This window comes from Corynebacterium simulans (assembly GCF_001586215.1).
Classification (GTDB): Bacteria; Actinomycetota; Actinomycetes; order Mycobacteriales; family Mycobacteriaceae; genus Corynebacterium; species Corynebacterium simulans.
The window spans coordinates 677,183-697,652 of sequence record NZ_CP014634.1 but is presented as its reverse complement, the minus strand read 5'-3'; the positions used below and the strand labels follow the sequence as shown (position 1 = coordinate 697,652).

Genomic DNA, 20,470 nt, shown 5'->3' with positions numbered 1-20,470 from the left:
CGCTGGCAGCGGCGATTGTGCGGGCAGCGCTTTAAAGCGCGCTAAGGCCCACTGCGGTGTCGCCGCGTTGTTCCACGATGGCGGTTCCAGACTGCGTGAGGAAGACGGGGCCCTCGTAGTCGCCGCGGTCGACGGGGATGTTGCGTTCGGTTTCACCGGTGCTCCAGTTGACCACTGCGATTCCCTCATCGGTTGGCATAAGCAGGCGATCTCCTACTGCCATGCCGGTTCCGATTGCGTCCTCAAAGACGTGGTCCACCTTGAGCGTAGTCGGAGTAAACAAATAGAGGCGCTGGCCATCAAACCAAGACATGTGGTGTGGAAGATCCGCTGTAGCCGGTGCGAAAGGCGTCGAAGAGTTATTAACCTCCGGGGAAGGCGCAACCGGTTGTGAGGCGGTCTTTTCGCCGGTCTCAGAGTAAGAATCGATGCGCGGGGTCTCGCCGGGCTGATAGACCGCCGCGGCCTTTTGGCCCACTGCAATTAGCCTCGAGCCTTGATTATCCATGGTGGCATCGGCGGAAATCTCCGGCTTACGCGAATCCTCCGGGGTGGCGCCCATCAGGCGCAGCGACGTAACGTTTGGATTCTCTGGGCAGGACTCAGTAACGGCGAGGTTTTCAGTGCGCGTTAGAGCCGAGGTGATGGAACACTCCTCGTGTTCCTGCATATCCGGCTCTTGCTTGGCCTTAACATCGCCGTACTCGATGGTGCGCACCATGTCCGAGCGCCAAATGTCTACGCGTTCAGTAGAGACGGTGCCTACTCGGTCATTGGAGGCAATGGCCACGACATCTTCGGAATTGATAGCGCTGCGCGTATCCGAGTACTGACCCGTCGCCGCATCAATAGCCACGGTATCGCCACAGCCCACGCCGGTGCGGTAGGTGGCAACTACCTTGCCCCAAGCAGTGCCCAGGGAACACAAGTCTAAACCCGCACGCGTGTAGTGCCATACCGGATTGCCATTCGGGTCAGAGGCAGTAATTGTTTCACCCTCGTGCGTGATGGTCAGCCCCTTCGCAGAAAGCGCGCGGTATTGGCCCGGCACGGGCGTATTGGGCAAGCGGAAGGATTCGGCAAGCTTGACCGGGGGTTCCGCGAGCACCTCGACGTCGTCAGGCATGGCATGGCTTGCCGGAACCAGCTCAGAGTCGCGGATATCGGCGCTAAAGTAGGCTCCTCCTACAGCGATCGCACACACCGCAGCGATGGCGCCAGTCAACTTCCAGTCAGTCGCGCTCGCGCGAAGGATTGGGGTCTTGCTCATCGACGGCGGCTCCTGGAACGGCGGGTTCGGGTGGAATTGCGTGGCGAAGGCTTTTCGCGCAGGCGGGTTGTGCCGATTACCTTAGTCGCGGGGCCGACGGACTCGGCAATGCCCTCTTCAAAACCTAGGGCCTCGGCAAGCTCGGGGGAGGTGCTAAACCACTGCGGCGGTTCTGCTTCGTTGAGGTCGAGTTCGTCGTTGATAAAGCGCCATTTACCCAGCTCGTCGTAGCCCACCAAGGTGATTGCGGTGCCGGTATGGCCTGCGCGGCCAGTGCGGCCAATGCGGTGGACAAAGGTCATAGGGTCATCTGGAACCTGATAGTTGATGACGTGGGTGACATCGTCGACGTCGATACCGCGTGCGGCAACGTCGGTGGCGACGAGAATTTCCACCTTGCCCCCGCGGAATGCGTTGAGGGACTTTTCACGCGCTGCTTGGCCCAAATCACCGTGCACTGCGCCGACTCTAAACCCGCGCTGAGCTAGTTCGTCTGCAACTTCCGCTGCCGAGCGCTTGGTACGGGCGAAGATGATGGTCTTGCCGCGGCCTTCCGCCTGCAGCGCGCGGGAGACAATTGCCAACTTGTCCATGCGGTGAGCCTGGAAGGTCACCTTGCGGGTAGAAGCATGAGTTTGGTTCTCGTCGCCTGATTCGGCGCGGATATGGATAGGCCGCGACATGAAAGTACGTGCCAAGGTCAAAATAGGGCCAGGCATGGTGGCAGAAAACAGCATGGTTTGGTGCGCATTGCCGTGGAGAGCTTCCAGAATCTTTTCAATATCTGGCAAGAATCCCAGATCAAGCATCTCGTCGGCCTCGTCGAGCACGAGGATTGCCACGTGCTCGAGGTTCAAGTGGCCTTGCTGAACCAGATCCAAAAGGCGGCCCGGGGTACCTACGACAACATCGACGCCTTTGTTGAGCATCTTGATCTGCTCTTCATAAGGGCGCCCGCCGTACAAAGTGGCAAGGCGGACCGGGAGATTGCGAGCAGCAGCTGAAAGATCTTCGCCGACTTGGACCGCAAGCTCGCGAGTAGGAACCACGATGAGGGCGCGAGGGGTGCCGTCTAGTTCCTTAATATCGGCGTCGTCAAACACACGATCTAGAACTGGGATGCCGAAGCCGAGCGTCTTTCCCATGCCAGTGCGGGCTTGGCCGATGAGGTCTTGTCCGCCGAGCGCGATCGGAAGAGTCAGTTCCTGAATGGCGAACGTGCGCTCAATTCCGCGGCTGGCCAGGGCATCTACGATCTCTGCTGCGACGCCGAGGGACGCAAAGGTAGGTGATTGCGAGGGCTCAGACTGTTGAAATGACACAACTTGATAGTAGCCGGTACGGCTATAGTGGGGCCATTGAGACTTTAAATTAAACTTTTAAGGAGGAGACCTTTCCATGGATATCAAGATTGGTTTCGCAGACACCGCCCGTGAGCTCGTCATTCACGCAGAGGGCACTCAGGAAGAGCTGGTAGCCAAGGTCAATTCCGCATTGGCAGATAACGCTACCTTGGAGTTGGAAGACACCAAGGGCCGCAAGTACATCGTCCGCACTGACCGTGTGGTCTATGCAGAAATCGGCGTCGCTAAGACCCATGCCGTCGGTTTTGCAGGCGCTTAAACCCATGAGGTTTGCGCCCAAGCGAGGAATTGCCCTCAAAAAGGGCGCAACGGGTAATCTATTTCCTCATGAAAAGCCCTGTGGATAGTTCGCAACGCGCCCCACGTCACCCGCACCGCAAGCCTGGCCAAGATCCGTGGATCGTCAGGTTTGCACAGGCTTATGGTTGGTGGCGCGTTGTTGCGATCCCAGTGATGGTGGTGCTGACCGTGTGGGTGCTTGTCGACGTCGCACGTCCCGCGCAAGAAGAAGAGGCCACCGTAGCTTCCGGCAGAGACGCGGCGGCTACCTCCGAAGAAGACCGAGTAGGCCCCGATCCCGCCAAGGCCAGCCACATTGCTGTGGCGAAGGAGGGGCTACCTGCCGGCGGTGATTTCTCGGAAAAGGGCGACGATACTTACCGCGATGCGGGTACCGCCGGCGCGCATGCGGGTAAGGGCGGCAAGAAGAAGGTTCGTTACTCGGTAGAGATTGAAAACGGCGTCGACACGACCCCGTACGGAGGCGACTCCGCCTTTGCTGCCATGGTCGATGCAACGCTGGGGGATCCACGCGGTTGGACGGCTACCGGTGACTTCGAATTCGCCCACGTAAAGGCCGATGAAAATCCGGATACGCGTATTCGCTTGACCTCCCTGGAAACCACCGCTGAGCTCTGCGGCGCGCAGCTGGAAACGGAAACTTCCTGCCACACCGGAATCACTGGTGAGTCCACGGTCAATCTCAACGAGTCCCGCTGGGTGCGCGGGGCGCTGCCATTCGAAGGTGACTTGGGCAATTACCGCCAGTACCTCATCAACCACGAGTTTGGCCATGCCATTGGCTATGCCTCCCACCAGGCGTGTGGCGGCAACGGGAAGCTTGCGCCGGTCATGATGCAGCAGACGCTTAGCTTGAACAACGCTGAGCTCTATGAAAAAGATTCCAAAGAAGTCTATCCCAACGAGGATGTAACCTGCGAGCCGAATCCATGGCCGTATCCAAACCCGCGGGTTAAAGATCCGCATAAGCCGGAATAGGAGAACTAAATGTTGCTTCCTCCAGAGCACGTGCTGAATGCATTTCACGCTGGCGCCAATCTCCGCCAGGTCCAAAGTGAGGTTCTGGGACCGGAGTGGGATCACGGCATCAAGGTAGGTGACGTTGTCTTCGCCCGCGCCAACGAGCTTTCCGGATGGTCCGCCAAGGTCCGTGAGAAGCTCGTCGTAGAAGGCGCGCGCGTGGTGAGGCCGGTCCTTAGCACGGATGCCCGTTTTACAGCTGCGGGCTGGAAGGCCAATCAGTATGTTCCAGGGCAGCTGCGTGGGCGCATCGATGAAACCGCACAGATGGCCTTGCGCTTGGACGCGGCGCTTTCTACATTTCCTATGCCGAATGTTGGCCAGCGTGACGACGTTTTCGCTCGCGCCGAGCGTGCCGCTTGGGCGGAGACAGGGGAGGCCTATTCGGCGGAGCTAACTGATAGCCTCCCCGTGGGCATCGCGCACGTGGACGTGCTGGGCACGACCGTTTACTCTGGGGCGAATCCGCCGGCGCTTGTCGACGTCGTGCCTTCCGCAGCCCCACGTCCACTGGGCTGGAGCGCGGCACTCGTTATTGTCGACGGCCTAGTAGCCGAGTCTGTGGATGATGGAATTTGTTCGCGCTTTGGACACGTGCCAGGTATGCCGCAGTTGTTGTTGCGTGCCTCAGCTTATCGCCGCTACGTCAATAACTTGCATCCCGCTTCGAAGTCAACCACGCGTTCGAATATTGAAAGGGTCGAAGCTCTGCTGGTGTCCAGGGCATCTGAAATACTAAACGGGTGAGTTACGATCCCCGTTCTACTGCCCGTGTAGGCGTCGTTTTGCCGCCTTCCCCTCAAGTGCGCCTCGTGCCGCGCCATGCCAATTACAGCACGCGCACTTGGGATTTTCCGCTGCCGCAAAAAGGTGCCTGGCGCGTTTTAGGCTCGGCTGGTGCCGGCGTTTCCAGCCTGCTGATTGACGTGGTTTTGGAAAAGCTGCGCAGCGGCGCCGATCCTTCGGGCATTCTGGTTGTTTCCACCTCCAAGGAATCTGGCGCCATCCTGCGCCGTGAATTGGCAGAACACCTTGAGGATTACGCGGCGCAGGCCTCCATGGTGCGCTCCGTGCACTCGCTGGCCTTTGCGCTGTTGCGTAATGCAGCGGACGAGGAGATCCGCCTTATCACCGGCGCGGAGCAGGACGCCGTCATCCGTGAACTACTCGAGGGCCAAGCCGAAGAACATCGCGGCAGCTGGCCGGCGGAGGTACGGCCGGCACTGACCTTCGAGGGTTTCGCGCGCCAATTGCGCGACCTTCTGTTGCGCGCTATCGAGCGCGGCCAAGGTCCTGATGAGCTCATGGAGTTGGGTAAGAAGTATGACCGACCGATGTGGACTGCGGCGGGTGAATTCCTGCTGGAATATGAGCGCACCCAGCAGCTAGCCGGCCTACACTCTTATTCGGCGGCGGAGTTAGTCAACGAGGTACTGCTGCGCTCTAGCGCTACCGAAAACCACCCGTGGCACACCATCATCGTTGACGATGCCCAGCTGCTTGATCCAACCTCCGGATTGCTTGTGCAAAAGCTCTCGCGTGGGGCGGAACTGACCGTAGTAGCAGGTGACCCTGACCAAGCGGTCTTTGCTTTCCGCGGTGCCAATTCGGAGTTCTTGACTTCTTTTCCCGCAGAGCATGAGCTGGTGCTGGATGAACCGCGGCGTCGTCCAGCGCCTGCCTGCATCAGCATCGTGGACTCGCGCTCGACCTTGCGTGATGTGGTGGCCGACGCGGTGCGCCGCCGGCACTTGGAAGACGGCGTCGACTGGCGCGATATCGCCGTCATCGTCCGCTCTAGCGGAGATATCGGCCAGATTCGCCGCACGCTGCTAGCCGCTGGCGTGCCGGTTCATATCAATCCCACGGACGTAATCTTGGCCGAGCAAAGGCTGGTCAAGTCGGTACTTTTGGCATTACGGGCGCTCGAGCATGAGCTCAGCAATGCGGAACTCGAAGACCTAGTCACCGGGCCTGTGGGCGGAGCGGATCCCGTAACCTTGCGCCGCCTGATTCGTGGCCTGCGGCGGTGGGCGCCACAAGCGCGCGGCATTGATTCGCTGCGTGGACTTTTGGAAGGGCAGTTGCCGGATTTCGCGGGGCTTTTGACCGAGCGCGAAGAAACCATCTTGGAGCGCATCCGCGCGATTGTGCAGGCAGGCCGCGCTGCCATTGGTGCGCAAGCCTCTATCGAGGAAATCCTGTGGGAGGTATGGAATGCCACTGGGCTCGATGCTCGTTTGCAGGCGGCTGCGTTGCGCGGTGGTGCAACCGGCTCGCAGGCAGACCGCGACCTGGATGCCATGATGGCGCTTTTTGATGCTGCAGGTGACTACTCTGAGCGCCGTCCCGGAGCTTCGCTCGATTCCTTCCTGCGGCACATCGAAGAACAAGAATTGCCCACCGGCGTGCGTGACCGCCGCAGCGCTATCCCGCAGGCGGTAGAGGTGATTACTGCGCACGGTGCGGTGGGCCGGGAATGGGACACTGTTGTCATCGCTGGCGCTCAGGAAGGTGCTTGGCCTTCCCTCGGTGAGACGGGATCGATCTTTGAGCAGGAAGCGTTAATTGATCTGCTGGATCGGTCGATTACCCCGGGCACGCCGGTAAGCCATGTGGCAAGCCGCTTGAGGGAGGAACGCCGCTTGTTCCATGTGGCCACGACCCGCCATCGTGCGCGTTTGTTGCTTGCCGCGGTCGATGCACCCGATGCTGACGTGCCCGAAGAGCCGTCGCGCTTTATTAGTGAGTTTGCGCGGCAGGGCAGCGTGGACGTGCCCGGTGCAGTCGAACGCCGGGAAGCAAATAAGCGCCTGCGCGCGGTGCGTTTGCCGCAAGAGTTGGGCTTGCAAGTGGCCGAACCCGAACCGGTATCAGTGCGCGGTGAGCGGGAAATTGACCCGCTCGAGGTAGCGGTGCTTTCGGTGCCTTCTTTCGTGGCCCAATTGCGCCGTGTTGTCATGGATCCTGAAAGCGGGGAGGCTGAGCGCAGTCAGGCGGCACGTCAGCTCGCACGGCTTGCCAAGGCCGGAGTGCCCGGAGCCCATCCTGAGCAATGGTGGGCTGCACGCTCGGTGGCGGTAGCGGAAGAAACGGAAGACTCTGGCACGCCCACTGGCCGTGTCTCGCCATCCCGCGTGGAGGCGCTCTTGCGTTGTCCGCTCAATGCAGTACTTGGAAACTTGAGCGAGGAAGAAGAGACGCCGCTGGCGTTGCTGCGCGGCACCATGGCGCATGCATATCTTGAGGCGCTGGGCCGCGGCGTGGATCCAGAACTTGGCAAAAAGATGGTCAAGGATGCTTTTGGCCTCATCCTTAATGCGCCCAGCTGGAAGCGAGACTCCGAGCTCGCGGACTTTGAGCGCCTGCTTGAGCGCACGCATCAGTGGGCCCTGGACACTGCTTCTACCTTTGAGCTGGTTGGCGTGGAGGTTCCGGTCTCCGTGGAGGTCATGCCGGGAATTAAGGTGGCAGGTTATATGGACCGCCTGGTTAAAGCAGGCGAAGACTACATGGTGGTTGACCTCAAGACGGGCAGCAGCGCGCCGTCTCGTGAGGAAGCCAAAGACAATGCGCAGCTAAAGACCTATCAGCTGGCTTTGGCGCATGGTCAGCTGTGCGACGCTAACGAAGACAAGGCACACGGTCCTGTAATCCGCACGGGTGAGGGTATGGCTCGAGGTGGTGGCGTGCTGGTTTATCCAGGCACTGATCAAAAGTCCATCACCAGCCGCGACCAAGCTGCTGTGCTGCCGGAAGAACTAGAAGAATTCGCTGGGAAGCTGCCCGCGCTGGTAGCTGAACTTTCCAGTCAGCACTTGACCGCCCGGGAAAATGAGTCCTGTGGGCGCTGCGCAATCCGGTCCATTTGTCCCATCCAAGCAGAAGGAAAGCAGGTTTCTGATGAGCTCGCAGACTAAACTTTTAAGCCCCCAGCAACTTGCTGCTGCTCTGGATAAGCCTTTCCCGCCGACGGATGAACAGAGCAAGGTCATCGAGGGCCCGCTCGGTCCGAAGCTGGTCGTCGCCGGCGCGGGAGCTGGCAAGACGGAAACCATGGCCTCGCGTGTGGTCTACCTCGTGGCCAATGGCATGGTGCGCCCAGAAAACGTCTTGGGTCTAACTTTTACCCGCAAGGCAGCTCAGCAGCTTGAGCAGCGCATCCGCAAGCAATTGATGAAGCTGCGAGATTCCCGCATCGTCGCGCCGGATTCTGCAGCGGCGGAAGCGCTGGAAAACATTGCGCCGAAGGTCGCCACGTATGACTCTTACGCGGGTGATTTGGTACGGGAATATGGTCTGCTCATGCCGGTTGAGCCAAGCGCGCGGATTATTACAGACGCAGAACGCTTCGCCATCGCGCACGATGTCGTGCTCAATTACGGCGGCAAGTTATCTGCGTCCCAGTCGGTGGCCACGGTTACTGAGACCCTGCTCAAGCTTGCACAATCCATCGATAACGCGTTGATGGATCCGGCCGATATCCGGGAGCATGCCCGGATCTTCACTGCCACCGCTTATGACCTAGAGAAGACCCGTAAAAACGGCCCGGAATTCAACAAGGATGTGCAACGGTACCTAGACCGCCAGCAGCTGCGTGTGGAGTATCTTCCACTCGTTGAGGCCCTGAAGGAAGAACAAGCGGCCCGTGGCGTCATCACCTTTGGCGAGCAAATGGCAATCGCCGCCAAGCTGGCCCAGAGCCATCCCGCAGTAGGCGAGCAGCAAAGCCAGCGTTTCAACGTGGTGATGCTCGATGAGTACCAGGACACCTCCCATGCACAGCGCGTGCTTCTTCGTTCCCTGTTCGGCGGCGTGCGCCCAGGCGTATCCGTAACGGCCGTGGGCGATCCAATGCAATCTATCTACGGTTGGCGTGGCGCCACGGCAGAAAATCTTGCGGCCTTCGTAGAGGATTTCCCCCAGGAAGATGGCTCACCTGCACCGAAGGACCAGCTGACCACATCCTGGCGCAACCCACAGCGGGCTTTGGAACTGGCAAACGACGTCGCGGCCAAGCTCTTTTCCGAGTCCGCTGGCCCACGGCCTGTTGATGAGCTGCAGCCGCGCGATGGCGCGCCGGAAGGCGATATCGAGCTGGGGTATTTTGCCTCTGAGCGCGAGGAGCATGAACACATCGCCCAGCATCTCAAGAGCCTTTATGAGCGATACGAGGACCCAAACGATTTCAGCGCGGCGGTGCTTGTACGAACGAATAAGCAATCACCCCTTATCGCACAAGCCTTAGATGACGCAGGCGTGCCGAATGAAATCGTCGGCCTAGGCGGCTTGCTCTGGCAGCCGGAGATTCAAGATCTCATTGCCGTTGCCACCATCCTCGTCCGCCCGCAGGACACCAACGCCGCACTGCGCGTGCTCACCGGGCCCATGTGCGGGCTGGGCGTAAAGGATCTGCAGCAGCTGTTGGCACGTCAACGCAACCTTGCTGGCGGCGATGCAGCGGCATCAGGACGGTTGCGTTGGGAGGGCGGCGACCCAGTCGAGCATCTCGCCGCCCAACTAGCGGAGCTGACTGAAGAAGGCACTGGACAAATCTTGGGCCTGGCCGATGCTTTGGCAGACCTTGGCGAGCGCGAACGCTATAGCGCGCCGGGGCTGGTGCGCATGGAGGAGCTTTCTTCGAAACTGCGCCACCTGCGTACCTACTCGCTGTCTAAGTCTTTATCGGATCTCTTCGCCGACATCGAAGCACTCTTTAATATCCGCACCGAGGTCCTAGCCAGCGGCACGTTGGGCGGCACCACGCACCTGGACGCTTTTGCCGACGTCGTCGCCGATTTCCACGGCGATTCCCTTTCCGCATTGCTGGACTATCTCTCGATGGCACGCGAACGCGAAGACGGCCTTACTCCCGGCGAAGTTCCCGCTGTAGCCGGGCGCGTGCAAATCATGACCGTGCACAAATCCAAAGGCCTGGAGTGGAAGCACGTCTGTGTGCTCCACGCTGACTCCACGAGCTACAAGGGCCAAGCCGAAACCTTCCTCACCTTCGTGGAGAAGGTCCCCGGTGACGAAGACGTCATCGAGCTGGACCCTGATGCTACAAAGCGTTCGGAATTCGGCAAGGCATGTGAGGCCTATAAGGAAAGCGTGCGCCAGAACCAGCGCGAGGAAAGCGCGCGCCTTTTCTACGTTGCGATGACCCGCACCGAGTCCACGCTGACGATTACGGGTTCTGGAACCAACAAGGTCCAAAATAAGTCGAAGAAGGGGCCCTACGAATACCTAGAACTGCTGCGCGTAAAGCATCCTGACTTGGTCCAGCATTGGGACGTGCCCGCTAGCCCCGAGGAGGCTGCCGCGCACGAGGTAACGCTCGAGGGCACTTTCCCAGCGCTGGAAGCTAGCCCGCATGCTGTGCAGGCAGCGGAGACTGTGCTGGAGGCCATGGACAAACTTCCGGAGTTGCGCGCAGGAGAAACCTTTGAGCTTTGGGAACAAGAAGCCGGTGCTTTGATCGAGGAATACGCGGCATTGCAAGCACCCGTCGTGGACGTAGAGCTTCCCACCGAGCTGACGGCTTCCGACATGGTCTCGCTCAGTTCAGACCCCATTCAGTTTGCGCGGCGCCAACGACGTCCCATTCCTTTTAAGCCGAATGCATACGCCAAACGCGGTACCGCTTTCCACGCTTGGCTGGAAGATAGGTTTGGTTCGCCGGCTCTGTTGTCGGAGGATGAACTGCCCGGCTCCGATGAACAGCCTGAGCAGGACTTGGAAGCATTGAAGGAGGCGTTCCTTTCCAGCGAATGGGCGCAGCGCACCCCGGAATATGTTGAGGCGCCTTTTGAAATCACCATCGGTGATTCGGTAGTACGCGGACGCATGGACGCAGTCTTCCGCGAAGCAGACGGCACCTGGTTTATCGTGGACTGGAAAACTGGCCGCCCGCCTAAAGGCGCGGATATGCGCGCGGCAGAGATCCAGCTTGCGGTCTATGCTGAGGCATGGCGGCGCGTGCATAGCACCGAAGACGTACGCGCGGCATTCTTCTATGTCCATGACGGCTATCTCTTTGAACCGCGGGATTTGCCCACCGGAAAGCGGCTGGTGGAGCTTCTTGAATCGTCAGTTTCTGCCTCTGCGGGTTAAGGTATTTAGCCGGTTCGTAAAACGCGGGTCCCATTTTGGCTATGCTCGCGTTAACGCGTGCCGCTAAAGCCACAAAAATCAAAGTTAGAGGAAGACCAAAGTCCAGTGCCGAAACAACGTGCGCAACGCATAAGCCGTCGCTTTAAGGCGCGCTTCATGCCGCAGATTGAGCTGACGTCGCAGCCTGATCACGCGCTCATTGATGTGATCACGGTCCCGCGTGCTGACAATGACAGCCCGTGGAAGCAGCTGGGCAGCCGCGTCCTGTGGGCATTCGCGCTGCTTGTCTTCGTCACCGTCGTGGTCTACTTCGATGGTGATGGCTACAGCGAGAACCTGTCGTTTCTCGATGCTTCCTACTACGCCGCAGTCTCTCTCACCACAGTGGGCTATGGCGATATCGTCCCGGTGACCCCGCAAGCCCGCTTCGTCAACCTGCTCATAGTTACGCCAGCCCGCCTGATCTTCCTTGTTTTGTTGGTCGGCGCGACGCTGTCAGTGCTTACAGATAAAGCACGTCGTACATTCGAAATCCAGAATTGGAGAAAGCAATTGCGCAACCACACTGTTGTTATTGGTTACGGCACCAAGGGCGCGGGCGCCGTCGCTGCTTTGCTGGCTGACGACGTCCCGGCCTCCCAGATCGTGGTCATCGACACCAACCGTGCCTCGCTCGCGAACGCTGAACACCACGGCCTGGTCACCATCTTCGGTTCCGGCACTAAGCAAGATGTCCTGCGCATCGCGGGCGTCGAGAATGCGGCGTCTGTTGTCGTGACTCCGTCCACGGACGATACCGCCGTTCTGTGTACTCTCTCGGTGCGCGAGCTGAACCCGAAGGCAAAGATTGTCGCTTCGGTGCGTGAGTCTGAGAACCGCCACCTGCTGCGCCAATCGGGTGCCGATTCCGTGGTTACCTCCGCGGAGACTGCCGGACGCCTGCTGGGCCTTGCCACCGTAACGCCGACGGTAGTGGAAATGATGGAGGATCTCCTCTCCCCAAACGAGGGCTTTTCCGTCTCCGAACGTGCGGTCCGCGAGTTCGAGGTGGGCTCCAACCCACGTCACCTCGCAGACATCGTGCTGGCAGTGCTGCGTAACAACGAACTGCACCGCGTGGATACCGCGGATGCTTACTCCCTCAAGCCCGGTGATCGCCTCCTTTACATCAAGCACGAGATGGAGCAGGCAACTGAAGAAGAGGACGAAGAAGACTAGTGTTTCTTCCTGTCACCGAGAGCAACCGAGTGCCGGTCGATGACACGGGTGCGCCGGTCTTGGTCGCGGAGCCCAGCGGCCCCATCCTCGTTGAGGTAGGGGCCGTTCAGGCGTTTTCTATCCCCGATCAATCCGCTACGAAGCTGGGAACGCTCCGTGACGCTGCCTTCTTCGCAGAAAACCCTGACATCCTCAAGGCCATCCATTTAGTTCGCAATCGCCGGGAGACGCGTTTTGATGCGCGTACGGGTGATGAACTGTACTTCCCAGAACCGGGCGTCGTCGGGCGCTCGCTCCAAGACCCACGCCGCATGGTCTTTCCGCGGATCAACCCCGCAGTCATCGGCATTATCTACTTGGCAGGCACGGATAAGATCCTTCTGGCTCGCAACCGCGTGCGCAATAGCTTTTTCTCGCTCATCGCGGGCTACGTCGAACCGGGGGAGAGCCTGGAAGAAGCTTTCGCGCGGGAAGCGTTGGAGGAGACCGGCAGGCGCGTGCACGAAGTGCGCTATTGGGGCTCGCAGCCTTGGCCGCCTAGTGGCTCGTTGATGATGGGCTTTAGTGCGGTCACGGATGATGTCCAGGCTGTTTGCGATACTGATGGCGAGCTCGAAGAAATCCGCTGGGTTTCACGCGCTGAGCTGCCGGATTTAAACATTGCCCGCAAGGGCTCGATTGCACACACGATGATTATGGAGTGGTACCACGGTGAATAGGCCGGATTTGTCCCTATTGGACGAGGACCAGCTTGCAGCAGCCACCGCCCCGCGTGGGCCGGTGTGCATCCTGGCGAGCGCGGGCACCGGTAAGACCCGTACGGTTACTTATCGCATCGCCAACATGGTGGACCAAGGTTTCGCTAGCCCGCAGCGCATCCTGGCGGTTACCTTTACTACCCGTGCTGCGGGCGAGATGCGTGACCGCCTCAACCACATGGGAGTCGGCGGTGTCCAGGCGCTGACTTTCCACGCGGCGGCGCGGCGTCAGCTGCGCTATTTTTGGCCGCAGGTGGCAGGTGATTTGCCGTGGGAGCTCGTCGATAACAAGTTCTCCCTCGTTGCCCGTGCGGTGCGCTCGCTGAATCTCGATAATTCGAAGGACTCCATCAGGGATTATCTCAGCGAGATCGAGTGGGCTAAGTCCTCGCTGGTTGGGCCAGATTCCTATCCGGAGGTAATCGCCACGACAGACCGCGAAGCGCCTGCTGAACCTGCCAAGGTCGCGGAGGTATTCCGCCGCTATGAGCAGCTCAAGTCCACTCCGGACCGCATGTTCTTGGACTTTGATGACCTGCTCATGCACATCGCTGGCGCCATTGAGAATGTCCCTTCCGTGGCAGAGGTCTTCCGTGAGCAGTACCGCACCTTCGTGGTGGATGAGTACCAGGACGTTACCCCGCTGCAGCAGCGGGTTCTAGATGCGTGGCTGGGGGAGCGCGATGACCTCACTGTGGTCGGCGATGCTAACCAGACGATTTACTCCTTCAACGGTGCCTCGCCGGACTATCTGCTGAACTTTTCGCGCACCTACCCCAACGCCACAATCGTGAAGCTGCAGCGTGACTACCGTTCCACCCCGCAGGTAACGGACTTGGCCAACCGCGTCATCGCGAAGGCATCTGGCCGCGCTGCCGGTACACGCTTGGAGCTGCAGGGTATGCGCGAGCCCGGCCCAGAGCCGACGTTCAAGGCTTTTGAATCCGAAGAGATCGAGGCAAAGGAAGTCGCGGGCCAAATCCTGACTCTGCTCAACAAGGGCGTTAAAGCCTCTGAGATCGCGGTGCTCTACCGCATCAACGCCCAGTCCGAGCAGTTTGAGCAGGCGCTTGCCGACGCCGGCATTGTCTACCAAGTCCGCGGTGGCGAGGGCTTCTTTCGCCGCCCGGAAATCCTGGAAGCAGTCCGCGTGCTCATTGCGGCTACCCGCCGTGAAGACTTGCCAGCGGATCCCGTCGCCATCGCTCGTGCTGCTTTCGTTGAATTGGGGCTTACGCCTAGCGAGCCGCAGGGTGCCAAGGCACGTGAGCGTTGGCAGTCGCTGAATGCCCTCGTAGATCTCATCGAGCAAATTGTCCAAGACCATGAAGGCATTGATTTGAGCGGAGTGCTGGGAGAGCTGCATCGCCGTTCTGAAAATAAGCAGAACCCCACGATGGAAGGCGTCACGCTGGCGACCATCCACGCGGCCAAGGGCTTGGAGTGGGACGCCGTGTTCTTGGTGGGCCTGACGGAGAAGCTGCTACCTATCAACTACGCCATCAAGGCAGGTGACGAGCAGGTGGAAGAAGAACGCCGCCTGTTCTACGTCGGAATCACCCGCGCCCGCGAGCACCTCGCTTTGTCTTGGGCTTTGGCAAAAACCACTGGTTCTCGGGCCTCCCGTGAACGCACCCGCTTCCTTGACGGCTTGGTGCCGGGAATCGAAGAAAGCGCTGGTAGCGGTAGGCGCTATCGCGAGCGCAAGTGCCGGGTATGTGCAGCGCCGTTGAGCAGCCCGGCTGAAAAGGTCTTGGGACGCCACGAGTACTGCGATTACGAGGGCGACGAAGAAGTGTTCTCCGCTTTGCGCGCTTGGCGTGCGAACACCGCCCGCGATGCCAAAGTTCCGGCCTACGTCATCTTCTCCGATGCCACTCTGCAAGCAATCTCTGAGGCTCTCCCGGCTGACGAAGGCGAGCTGCTCGAAATCTCCGGCGTCGGCCCCTCCAAGCTTGAGCGCTATGGTGCGGAAGTTCTGCAGATCATCTCCACGCTGCGCAGCTGAGCAAGTATTCAGGGCAGCAAACTCAGACCTGCATTTTTAGTCAGATGCCGCAGGGAAGCGCCACGATGCTAGCGCTTAGCGCCGCTGGGACTTTTCAAAACAGTAGGGGCACTTCGGATGCTCGAGGACTAGGCGGTATTGGTTGTGGCCGTAAGGGTCTACTTCCAGTAACTCGCCTTGCATGACGCGGCTACTTTTTGCACCAGGTGGGCTGGGGCGGCCTGCAAGCCGTCTTAAAAAGATCATGGTTTGCATGGCAACTGCTTTGATAATGACCTCGTCGGCCTTAGCATCTGCCGTATCCAGCTGGGTGACGACGTTGTGCCACTGCTCATCGCCGTCGATTCGGTGCAGATGCGAGCACATGGGACACGGCCCGCGGCCGGCGGTTCGCAGAGGGCCAATTACACCACGGGCATCAAACATCGACACAGGTAAAAAGTCGCCCTTGCACTTGCGCAGTGTTTCAGCCAGTTCCACCGGCTTATCAAGGAAATCCACCGCTACCACCGGAAAATGCGGGCTGACAGCCTTGATATACGAGTAGGTATTTTCTTGTTCTAGCTGGTTACGCAGCACGAATCCATCCTGGCTGGCGGCTGCCCGTATGGCCTCGGCAAGCGGGCTTTTGCCCAGCACAACCACGCAGCTTCGCGCAGGCTCCGGCCACAAAATGTTGTAACAAATGAGATCCTCAATCAGCGAGCTCGCAGCGGTTTCCTCCATGCCGGCGCGGGTGAGGAGCCGCTGAATACTATCGCGCGTAATGGGCTGGTGGAGGCGAGACAGGGAAGCGATAATTTCGCTTTCCACCTCGACCACCCCCACGCGAGTGGCGTCCATGCCGAACTGAATGACGCCGGGCTCGCGCTCCAGAATGCTTACCCCCGGCGCCAACATGTAGGCAGTCGTTGATTGCTCTTGCGATGCAACTGGCATGCTTTTCCCCCTAAAGCCACGCTCGTTGCTCCCATTCCAGCACAAGTACAATGACCTGTCATGTCGAGTAATGAGAACTCAGGTGTCGCCGTGCGCGTTATCCGTTCTGCAAAGCGCAAGCGGACGGTGCAAGCACGGCTTGTCGACGGCGTCTTAGAAGTCCGGATTCCTTCCTGGATGTCGGCGAAAGAGGAGGCCAAAGCCGTGGCCGACATGCAGGCGAAGGTAGCGCGCAAGCACACCTCGACGCGGCGCTCTGATGCTGATCTGCACGAGCGTGCCGTCCAGCTCAACAAAAACTTCCTCGACGGGCGAGCGAAGATCGGCTCAATTCGTTGGGTGGGCAATCAAAACACACGGTGGGGCAGCTGCACTACCTCTACCGGCGACATTCGCATCACCGATCGCCTCAAGGACGTACCAGAGTATGTCCTTGATTCTGTCGTCATCCATGAGCTGACTCATACCTTCATCCCCGGGCACGGGCCGGAATTTTGGCAGTGGGCTGACCGCGCGCCGAAAGCGGAGCGGGCCAAGGGATACTTAGAGGCCTACCAGCGCTTTGGCTGATAGGCCTCTAATGGCAACGGGGTAGATAGGCAGTGGCCCTAGGCGCTATTCCTTGTCTTCACCGGAGTTATTGGAATCGCCGTTTTCATCCTGCTCGCGCAGCATTTCTTCAAGCTTTGCGAATTCTTCCTCGAAACCGGAATCGGTGGCATCGTCGAGCAAGCTGTCGATGAAGGCGGCCGGGTTATCGAGGTGCTCTGCCGTAGGAAGGAAGTCTGGGTGGTCCCAAGCCTTGTCGCGCTTGTCAACGCCCACGGCGACCGTCGCACGACGCCACAGCTCGGCAGCAGCGTCGACCTTCGGCGCAGATAACTCGATGCCGACGACCTTGGAAATGGCCTTTTCTGCGGATCCGCCGGTGGCACGGCGATGCGCCCACGCCTCGTTCATGGTGGAGGTGGACGGGATGCGATCTCCCAGTGCATCGTTTACTACCTGATCAACCCAGCCCTCAACGAGCGCGAGCAAGGTTTCCAGGCGGGAGACAGCACCGGCATTGCGGGAGGTGATGCGCGGGGTCAGATCCATGCCCTGCAGCTTGCTCATCGCATCCTGGATGGCTTGTGGGTCACCGGATTCGAGGTTGAGCTCGCGGGTTGCTTCCTCGATGTGGGAAGTGTCGATGACAAGGCCAATTGCGTACTCCTCGACGGAGGAAACCAAGCGCTCAACCAGCCACGGAACGTGCTTGAACAGGCGCTGGCGGGCGGCCTCGCGGGCGCCAATATAGACCAGAATTTCCTGGCCCGGCACATTGAGATCGCGCGCGATCTTTTGGATGTTGTGTGGCAAAAGCGCGGTGCTACCGGCAGGGGAGACCGGAATACCAAAGTCGGAGCCGGTAAGTGCCTGGGTGGCAAGGTCACCAAGTGCGCGGCCCAACTGCATGCCAAAGTTCATACCGGACATCTGATTCATCATGTTTGCCATCGGACCCATCATCTCGCGGGCTTCTTCCGGCATTGACTCCAGCTGCGCATTGTTCATGTGCTCGGCAACTGGGGTAACCAAGCGCTTCCACATTGGCATCGTTGCTTCGAGCCACTCGCTGGAGTTCCACGCTTTGACGCTGCCGGAAGCGGTGGGCAATTCGGTGGCGTCGTCAAGCCAAAGCTCCGCTAGGCGTACGGCTTCTGCTACCGCATTGCTATCGGCACTGCTGATTTCCTTGTCGTTGGAAATCTGCTGGTGCGCGATGCGCTGGGCCATCTCATAGTTGACCGGGCCGGAGCCCTCAGGAGAGTTCATTGAGGAGCCCATGCCAGAAAGCATCTGGCCGAACTGATTAAGAAGGTCTCCTAGACCACCGCCCGCGGCGCTGCCGCCGAAGCCGAAGGCGCCAAACGGGTTCTGGTCGCGGCGCGAGTTATCGTCGTCACCGTCATCATTGTTGGGAAAAGAAAAACCGAATCCGTTGCTCATGCGCTCCAATGTACCGGCTGGCGGTGGGCTGTTTCCATCGCTCGCGCAACGCTGTCAGCGAACAAGGATGAAAACGTTGTAGGCTAATTCCTCGTGAATTCACCAGAAAATCGACGCCTCCGCACGCTCGTTTGGGGCGCTATCCCGGTCATCGTGCTGGGTGGTGCCTTGAGCATCGATCGCATCCCTGGCACGGATATTGCTTTAACCGTGCCTTATGCGGCCGAGGGGCCTGGCCCAACCGTGGATACGCTCAGCGAGGTTGATGGCACTGAGGTCGTGGACGTGAAAGCGCCAAAGACCTATGAGACTTCCGGTCAGCTCAATATGACCACCGTGTCTGTGCGCACCAACATGACGCTGACGCAAGCCTTGGGGCGCTGGATCATGACTGATGACACTCTGGTACCAATCGATACCGTCATCCCGCAGGGGCAGACGGATGAAGAGGTAAACGAGTCGAACGAGCAGGCCTTCACACAGTCGGAGTCGGCTGCGACGGTCGCTGCGATGAATTATCTCGACGTGCCAGTGAAGATCGTGGTGGCGCAGGTTCTAGAGGATGCACCTGCCGCGGGGGTCGTGCGTGCAGATGACGTTATTACCTCCGTTGATGGTGAGAAGGTAACGCAGCCGGGGCAGGTGCAGGACATGGTCCGCGCGAAGAAGCCCGGCGATGAGGTTGAACTCGGCATTGAACGCGGTGGCAAGAAGCTGCAAGAAAAGGTCACGCTGGCGGCGCATCCACACGATGATTCGGTGGCGCTGATGGGCATTTCGATGACCTCGAAGCCTAAGGAAGATATCCAGGTTGATTACAACCTGCAGGACATCGGCGGGCCGTCCGCGGGCATGATGTTTACCCTCGCGGTAATCGACAAGCTTTCTGATGGCGAGCTCAACGGCGGCAAGTTCGTTGCCGGTACCGGCACCATCAGCGAAGACGGCACGGTGGGTCCCATCGGCGGAATCGTGCACAAGGTCGCCGCTTCGAAAGAAGCCGGCGCCGAGCTCTTCCTAGCACCCGCAGACAACTGCGCGGAGGCCACGAGCCGCGACACCGGCGACATGGTTGTTGCCAAGGTGGAGACCCTGGACGATGCCATTAAGGCGATGGATGACTTCGCCCACGGCAAGCAGGTTCAGACCTGCAATTAGATAAGACCGAGCTCTTTAAGACGCTCTTCGGGATCGTCTTGGTCGGTTGAGATCATCTGCTGCATCACGAGACCGTCCTTGTTATCCACCACCGTCAAGATGGCGGTGTTGCCCAGCATGGACCAGCCGACGACGCGGTCGCCTTCATCCTTGACCACGCGGGAGCTGCGCAGCTCGGTGAGCACCTGCGTGGTTTGGGCGGCCTTGGACTTGTTCTTGAAGAACTGGAACTGGCCGATTTCCGAGCCGGAGCAGTTATAAGAATCTGCGACACCGTTGGGATCACAGCGGTCGAACTGCTGGAAGATCTCCACCGGAACAAGGGTTTCGAAGGTCTCGTAGGCTTCTTCTACCTGCTTGGAGAGCTTTCCGTTGCCCTTCTTTTCGCCATTGGCAGCAGTCGCAGAAGCGGAGGCGGACTCGCTTGCCGGCTCGCTCGCGCCAGATTCTGTTTCCTCGGAGGTGGTGGCCTCGGCCGAGGATTGCTCAGAAGAAGTGGTAGTAGCGGTGCTTGCCGACGTCTTCGGGGCCGGGGTTTCAGCCTTCTGGCTGGTAGCTACAGGAGCAGCCGGTGCGGGCTGGCTAGCCTCCTGGCCGTCCCCACATGCCGCGAGGGAGCAACTTGCAGCAAACAGTCCAGCTGCTACGCAGGCGGTGCGGGCGGACAAGGAATTTCGCACGAGGTACTCCTTCAAAGCTGTGAGTTCAAAAGAAAGCATTGAGACTTCAGGTGTAGAGAAATTTGGGTCTAAGACACTTAGTGCCTCAGTTTAGTCGAGTTCATCGGGATCTTGTTCGAGCCCGTAGCGCAATGCGGCGATGACACCCGGTGCCACGTCTGGGCCGCCGCGCAGCTGGATATCGTCTTGTGCAAACGGGCCGGCTGCTTCCAGTTCTTCCTCGGTTGGGCGCACCTGCAGCAGGGTCAGTTCGACGCCTTCCTCACGCAGCACACCGGAGAAAAGGCGTGCAGGACGCGGGCTAGAGTCTGCGCTCTGGCCAGCCTCAGCAGAGGTGTCGCGGAATTTAATCTCTTGGGCCAAGATGACGCCGGCGATCTCGTGTGGCCAGACCACGCGGGAGACATAATCGGCTAGCTGCTCGGAGCCGGGTTCGATGTTTTCCGGGATATTGTCCTGCACGATAAGGGTCAGCGGGGAAGCGTCTTCCTCATTGAGCTCTGCCAGCTGGTCCGCGACCAAAGAAGTCGGCACCAGAGCGAAAAGGGTAGGGGGTGCCTCCCAGCCCTCAGCGTGGACAAATTCCACTGCTTCACGCATGGCTTTGTTTAATGCTGGCTGAGAAAGCTCGGGGGAACTCATGAGACTCC

The 20,470-nt window shown here is 59.5% G+C and carries 16 protein-coding genes; 10 read left to right on the top strand and 6 right to left on the bottom strand.

Annotated features, from left to right (window positions below):
• Positions 1 to 31: 31 nt before the first annotated feature.
• Both WM42_RS03245 and WM42_RS03240 read right to left on the bottom strand, forming a co-directional pair.
• A complete protein-coding gene (locus WM42_RS03245; protein WP_062035661.1) occupies positions 32 to 1,270 on the bottom strand; it encodes an Rv3212 family protein in 1,239 nt (412 codons plus the stop codon).
• Positions 1,267 to 2,592: a DEAD/DEAH box helicase gene (locus WM42_RS03240; protein ID WP_062035660.1), complete on the bottom strand. Its 1,326-nt coding sequence runs from the start codon at positions 2,590 to 2,592 to the stop codon at positions 1,267 to 1,269. The genes WM42_RS03245 and WM42_RS03240 overlap by 4 nt, the downstream gene beginning before the upstream one ends.
• A gap of 76 nt (positions 2,593 to 2,668) precedes the next feature.
• Here WM42_RS03240 and WM42_RS03235 point away from each other — a divergent pair, with 76 nt between their 5' ends.
• The 8 genes from WM42_RS03235 to WM42_RS03200 all read left to right on the top strand — a co-directional run bounded on the left by WM42_RS03235 (position 2,669) and on the right by WM42_RS03200 (position 15,051).
• Positions 2,669 to 2,893: a DUF3107 domain-containing protein gene (locus WM42_RS03235; protein WP_061921035.1), complete on the top strand. Its 225-nt coding sequence runs from the start codon at positions 2,669 to 2,671 to the stop codon at positions 2,891 to 2,893.
• 68 nt (positions 2,894 to 2,961) lie between these two features.
• Positions 2,962 to 3,912, top strand: coding sequence for a DUF3152 domain-containing protein (locus tag WM42_RS03230; protein WP_082787624.1), 951 nt, complete (start codon positions 2,962 to 2,964; stop codon positions 3,910 to 3,912).
• Positions 3,913 to 3,921: 9 nt separating this feature from the next.
• Complete coding sequence (locus tag WM42_RS03225; RefSeq protein ID WP_061921039.1) at positions 3,922 to 4,701, top strand: hypothetical protein; 780 nt, start codon at positions 3,922 to 3,924, stop codon at positions 4,699 to 4,701.
• Positions 4,698 to 7,874, top strand: a complete 3,177-nt coding sequence (locus WM42_RS03220) for an ATP-dependent DNA helicase (RefSeq protein WP_235591303.1) — start codon at positions 4,698 to 4,700, stop codon at positions 7,872 to 7,874. The genes WM42_RS03225 and WM42_RS03220 overlap by 4 nt, the downstream gene beginning before the upstream one ends.
• On the top strand, positions 7,858 to 11,067 hold the full coding sequence (locus WM42_RS03215) for an ATP-dependent helicase (protein ID WP_062035658.1): 3,210 nt from the start codon (positions 7,858 to 7,860) through the stop codon (positions 11,065 to 11,067). Before WM42_RS03220 ends, WM42_RS03215 begins: the two co-directional genes overlap by 17 nt.
• 156 nt (positions 11,068 to 11,223) lie before the next feature.
• Positions 11,224 to 12,285 carry a potassium channel family protein gene (locus tag WM42_RS03210; protein ID WP_235591302.1) on the top strand — a complete coding sequence of 354 codons (1,062 nt, stop codon included), beginning with the start codon at positions 11,224 to 11,226 and terminating at the stop codon, positions 12,283 to 12,285.
• The gene (locus tag WM42_RS03205; protein ID WP_061921045.1) at positions 12,285 to 13,004 is read left to right on the top strand and encodes an NAD(+) diphosphatase; all 720 of its coding nucleotides are present in this window, start codon (positions 12,285 to 12,287) and stop codon (positions 13,002 to 13,004) included. Before WM42_RS03210 ends, WM42_RS03205 begins: the two co-directional genes overlap by 1 nt.
• Positions 12,997 to 15,051, top strand: coding sequence for an ATP-dependent DNA helicase UvrD2 (locus WM42_RS03200; RefSeq protein ID WP_062035656.1), 2,055 nt, complete (start codon positions 12,997 to 12,999; stop codon positions 15,049 to 15,051). The genes WM42_RS03205 and WM42_RS03200 overlap by 8 nt, the downstream gene beginning before the upstream one ends.
• A 75-nt stretch (positions 15,052 to 15,126) precedes the next feature.
• On the opposite strand, the gene WM42_RS03195 is transcribed toward WM42_RS03200, so the two are convergent.
• On the bottom strand, positions 15,127 to 15,990 hold the full coding sequence (locus tag WM42_RS03195) for a hypothetical protein (protein WP_062035655.1): 864 nt from the start codon (positions 15,988 to 15,990) through the stop codon (positions 15,127 to 15,129).
• A 60-nt stretch (positions 15,991 to 16,050) separates the two neighbouring features.
• Here WM42_RS03195 and WM42_RS03190 point away from each other — a divergent pair, with 60 nt between their 5' ends.
• Complete coding sequence (locus WM42_RS03190; protein ID WP_062035654.1) at positions 16,051 to 16,560, top strand: M48 metallopeptidase family protein; 510 nt, start codon at positions 16,051 to 16,053, stop codon at positions 16,558 to 16,560.
• A 45-nt stretch (positions 16,561 to 16,605) separates the two neighbouring features.
• Here the strand turns inward: WM42_RS03190 and WM42_RS03185 are convergent, their stop codons facing one another.
• Positions 16,606 to 17,982: a zinc-dependent metalloprotease gene (locus WM42_RS03185; RefSeq protein ID WP_062035653.1), complete on the bottom strand. Its 1,377-nt coding sequence runs from the start codon at positions 17,980 to 17,982 to the stop codon at positions 16,606 to 16,608.
• A 93-nt stretch (positions 17,983 to 18,075) separates the two neighbouring features.
• Between WM42_RS03185 and WM42_RS03180 the strand changes: the two genes are divergently transcribed.
• Complete coding sequence (locus WM42_RS03180; RefSeq protein ID WP_061921055.1) at positions 18,076 to 19,140, top strand: YlbL family protein; 1,065 nt, start codon at positions 18,076 to 18,078, stop codon at positions 19,138 to 19,140.
• On the opposite strand, the gene WM42_RS03175 is transcribed toward WM42_RS03180, so the two are convergent.
• Together WM42_RS03175 and WM42_RS03170 are read right to left on the bottom strand one after the other, a co-directional pair.
• Positions 19,137 to 19,820 (bottom strand): beta-N-acetylglucosaminidase, encoded by a 684-nt coding sequence (locus tag WM42_RS03175; protein WP_235591011.1) that lies wholly within the window; start codon positions 19,818 to 19,820, stop codon positions 19,137 to 19,139. The genes WM42_RS03180 and WM42_RS03175 overlap by 4 nt on opposite strands.
• 90 nt (positions 19,821 to 19,910) lie before the next feature.
• Positions 19,911 to 20,462, bottom strand: coding sequence for a PPA1309 family protein (locus tag WM42_RS03170; protein WP_061921059.1), 552 nt, complete (start codon positions 20,460 to 20,462; stop codon positions 19,911 to 19,913).
• Between the last annotated feature and the right edge of the window lie 8 nt (positions 20,463 to 20,470).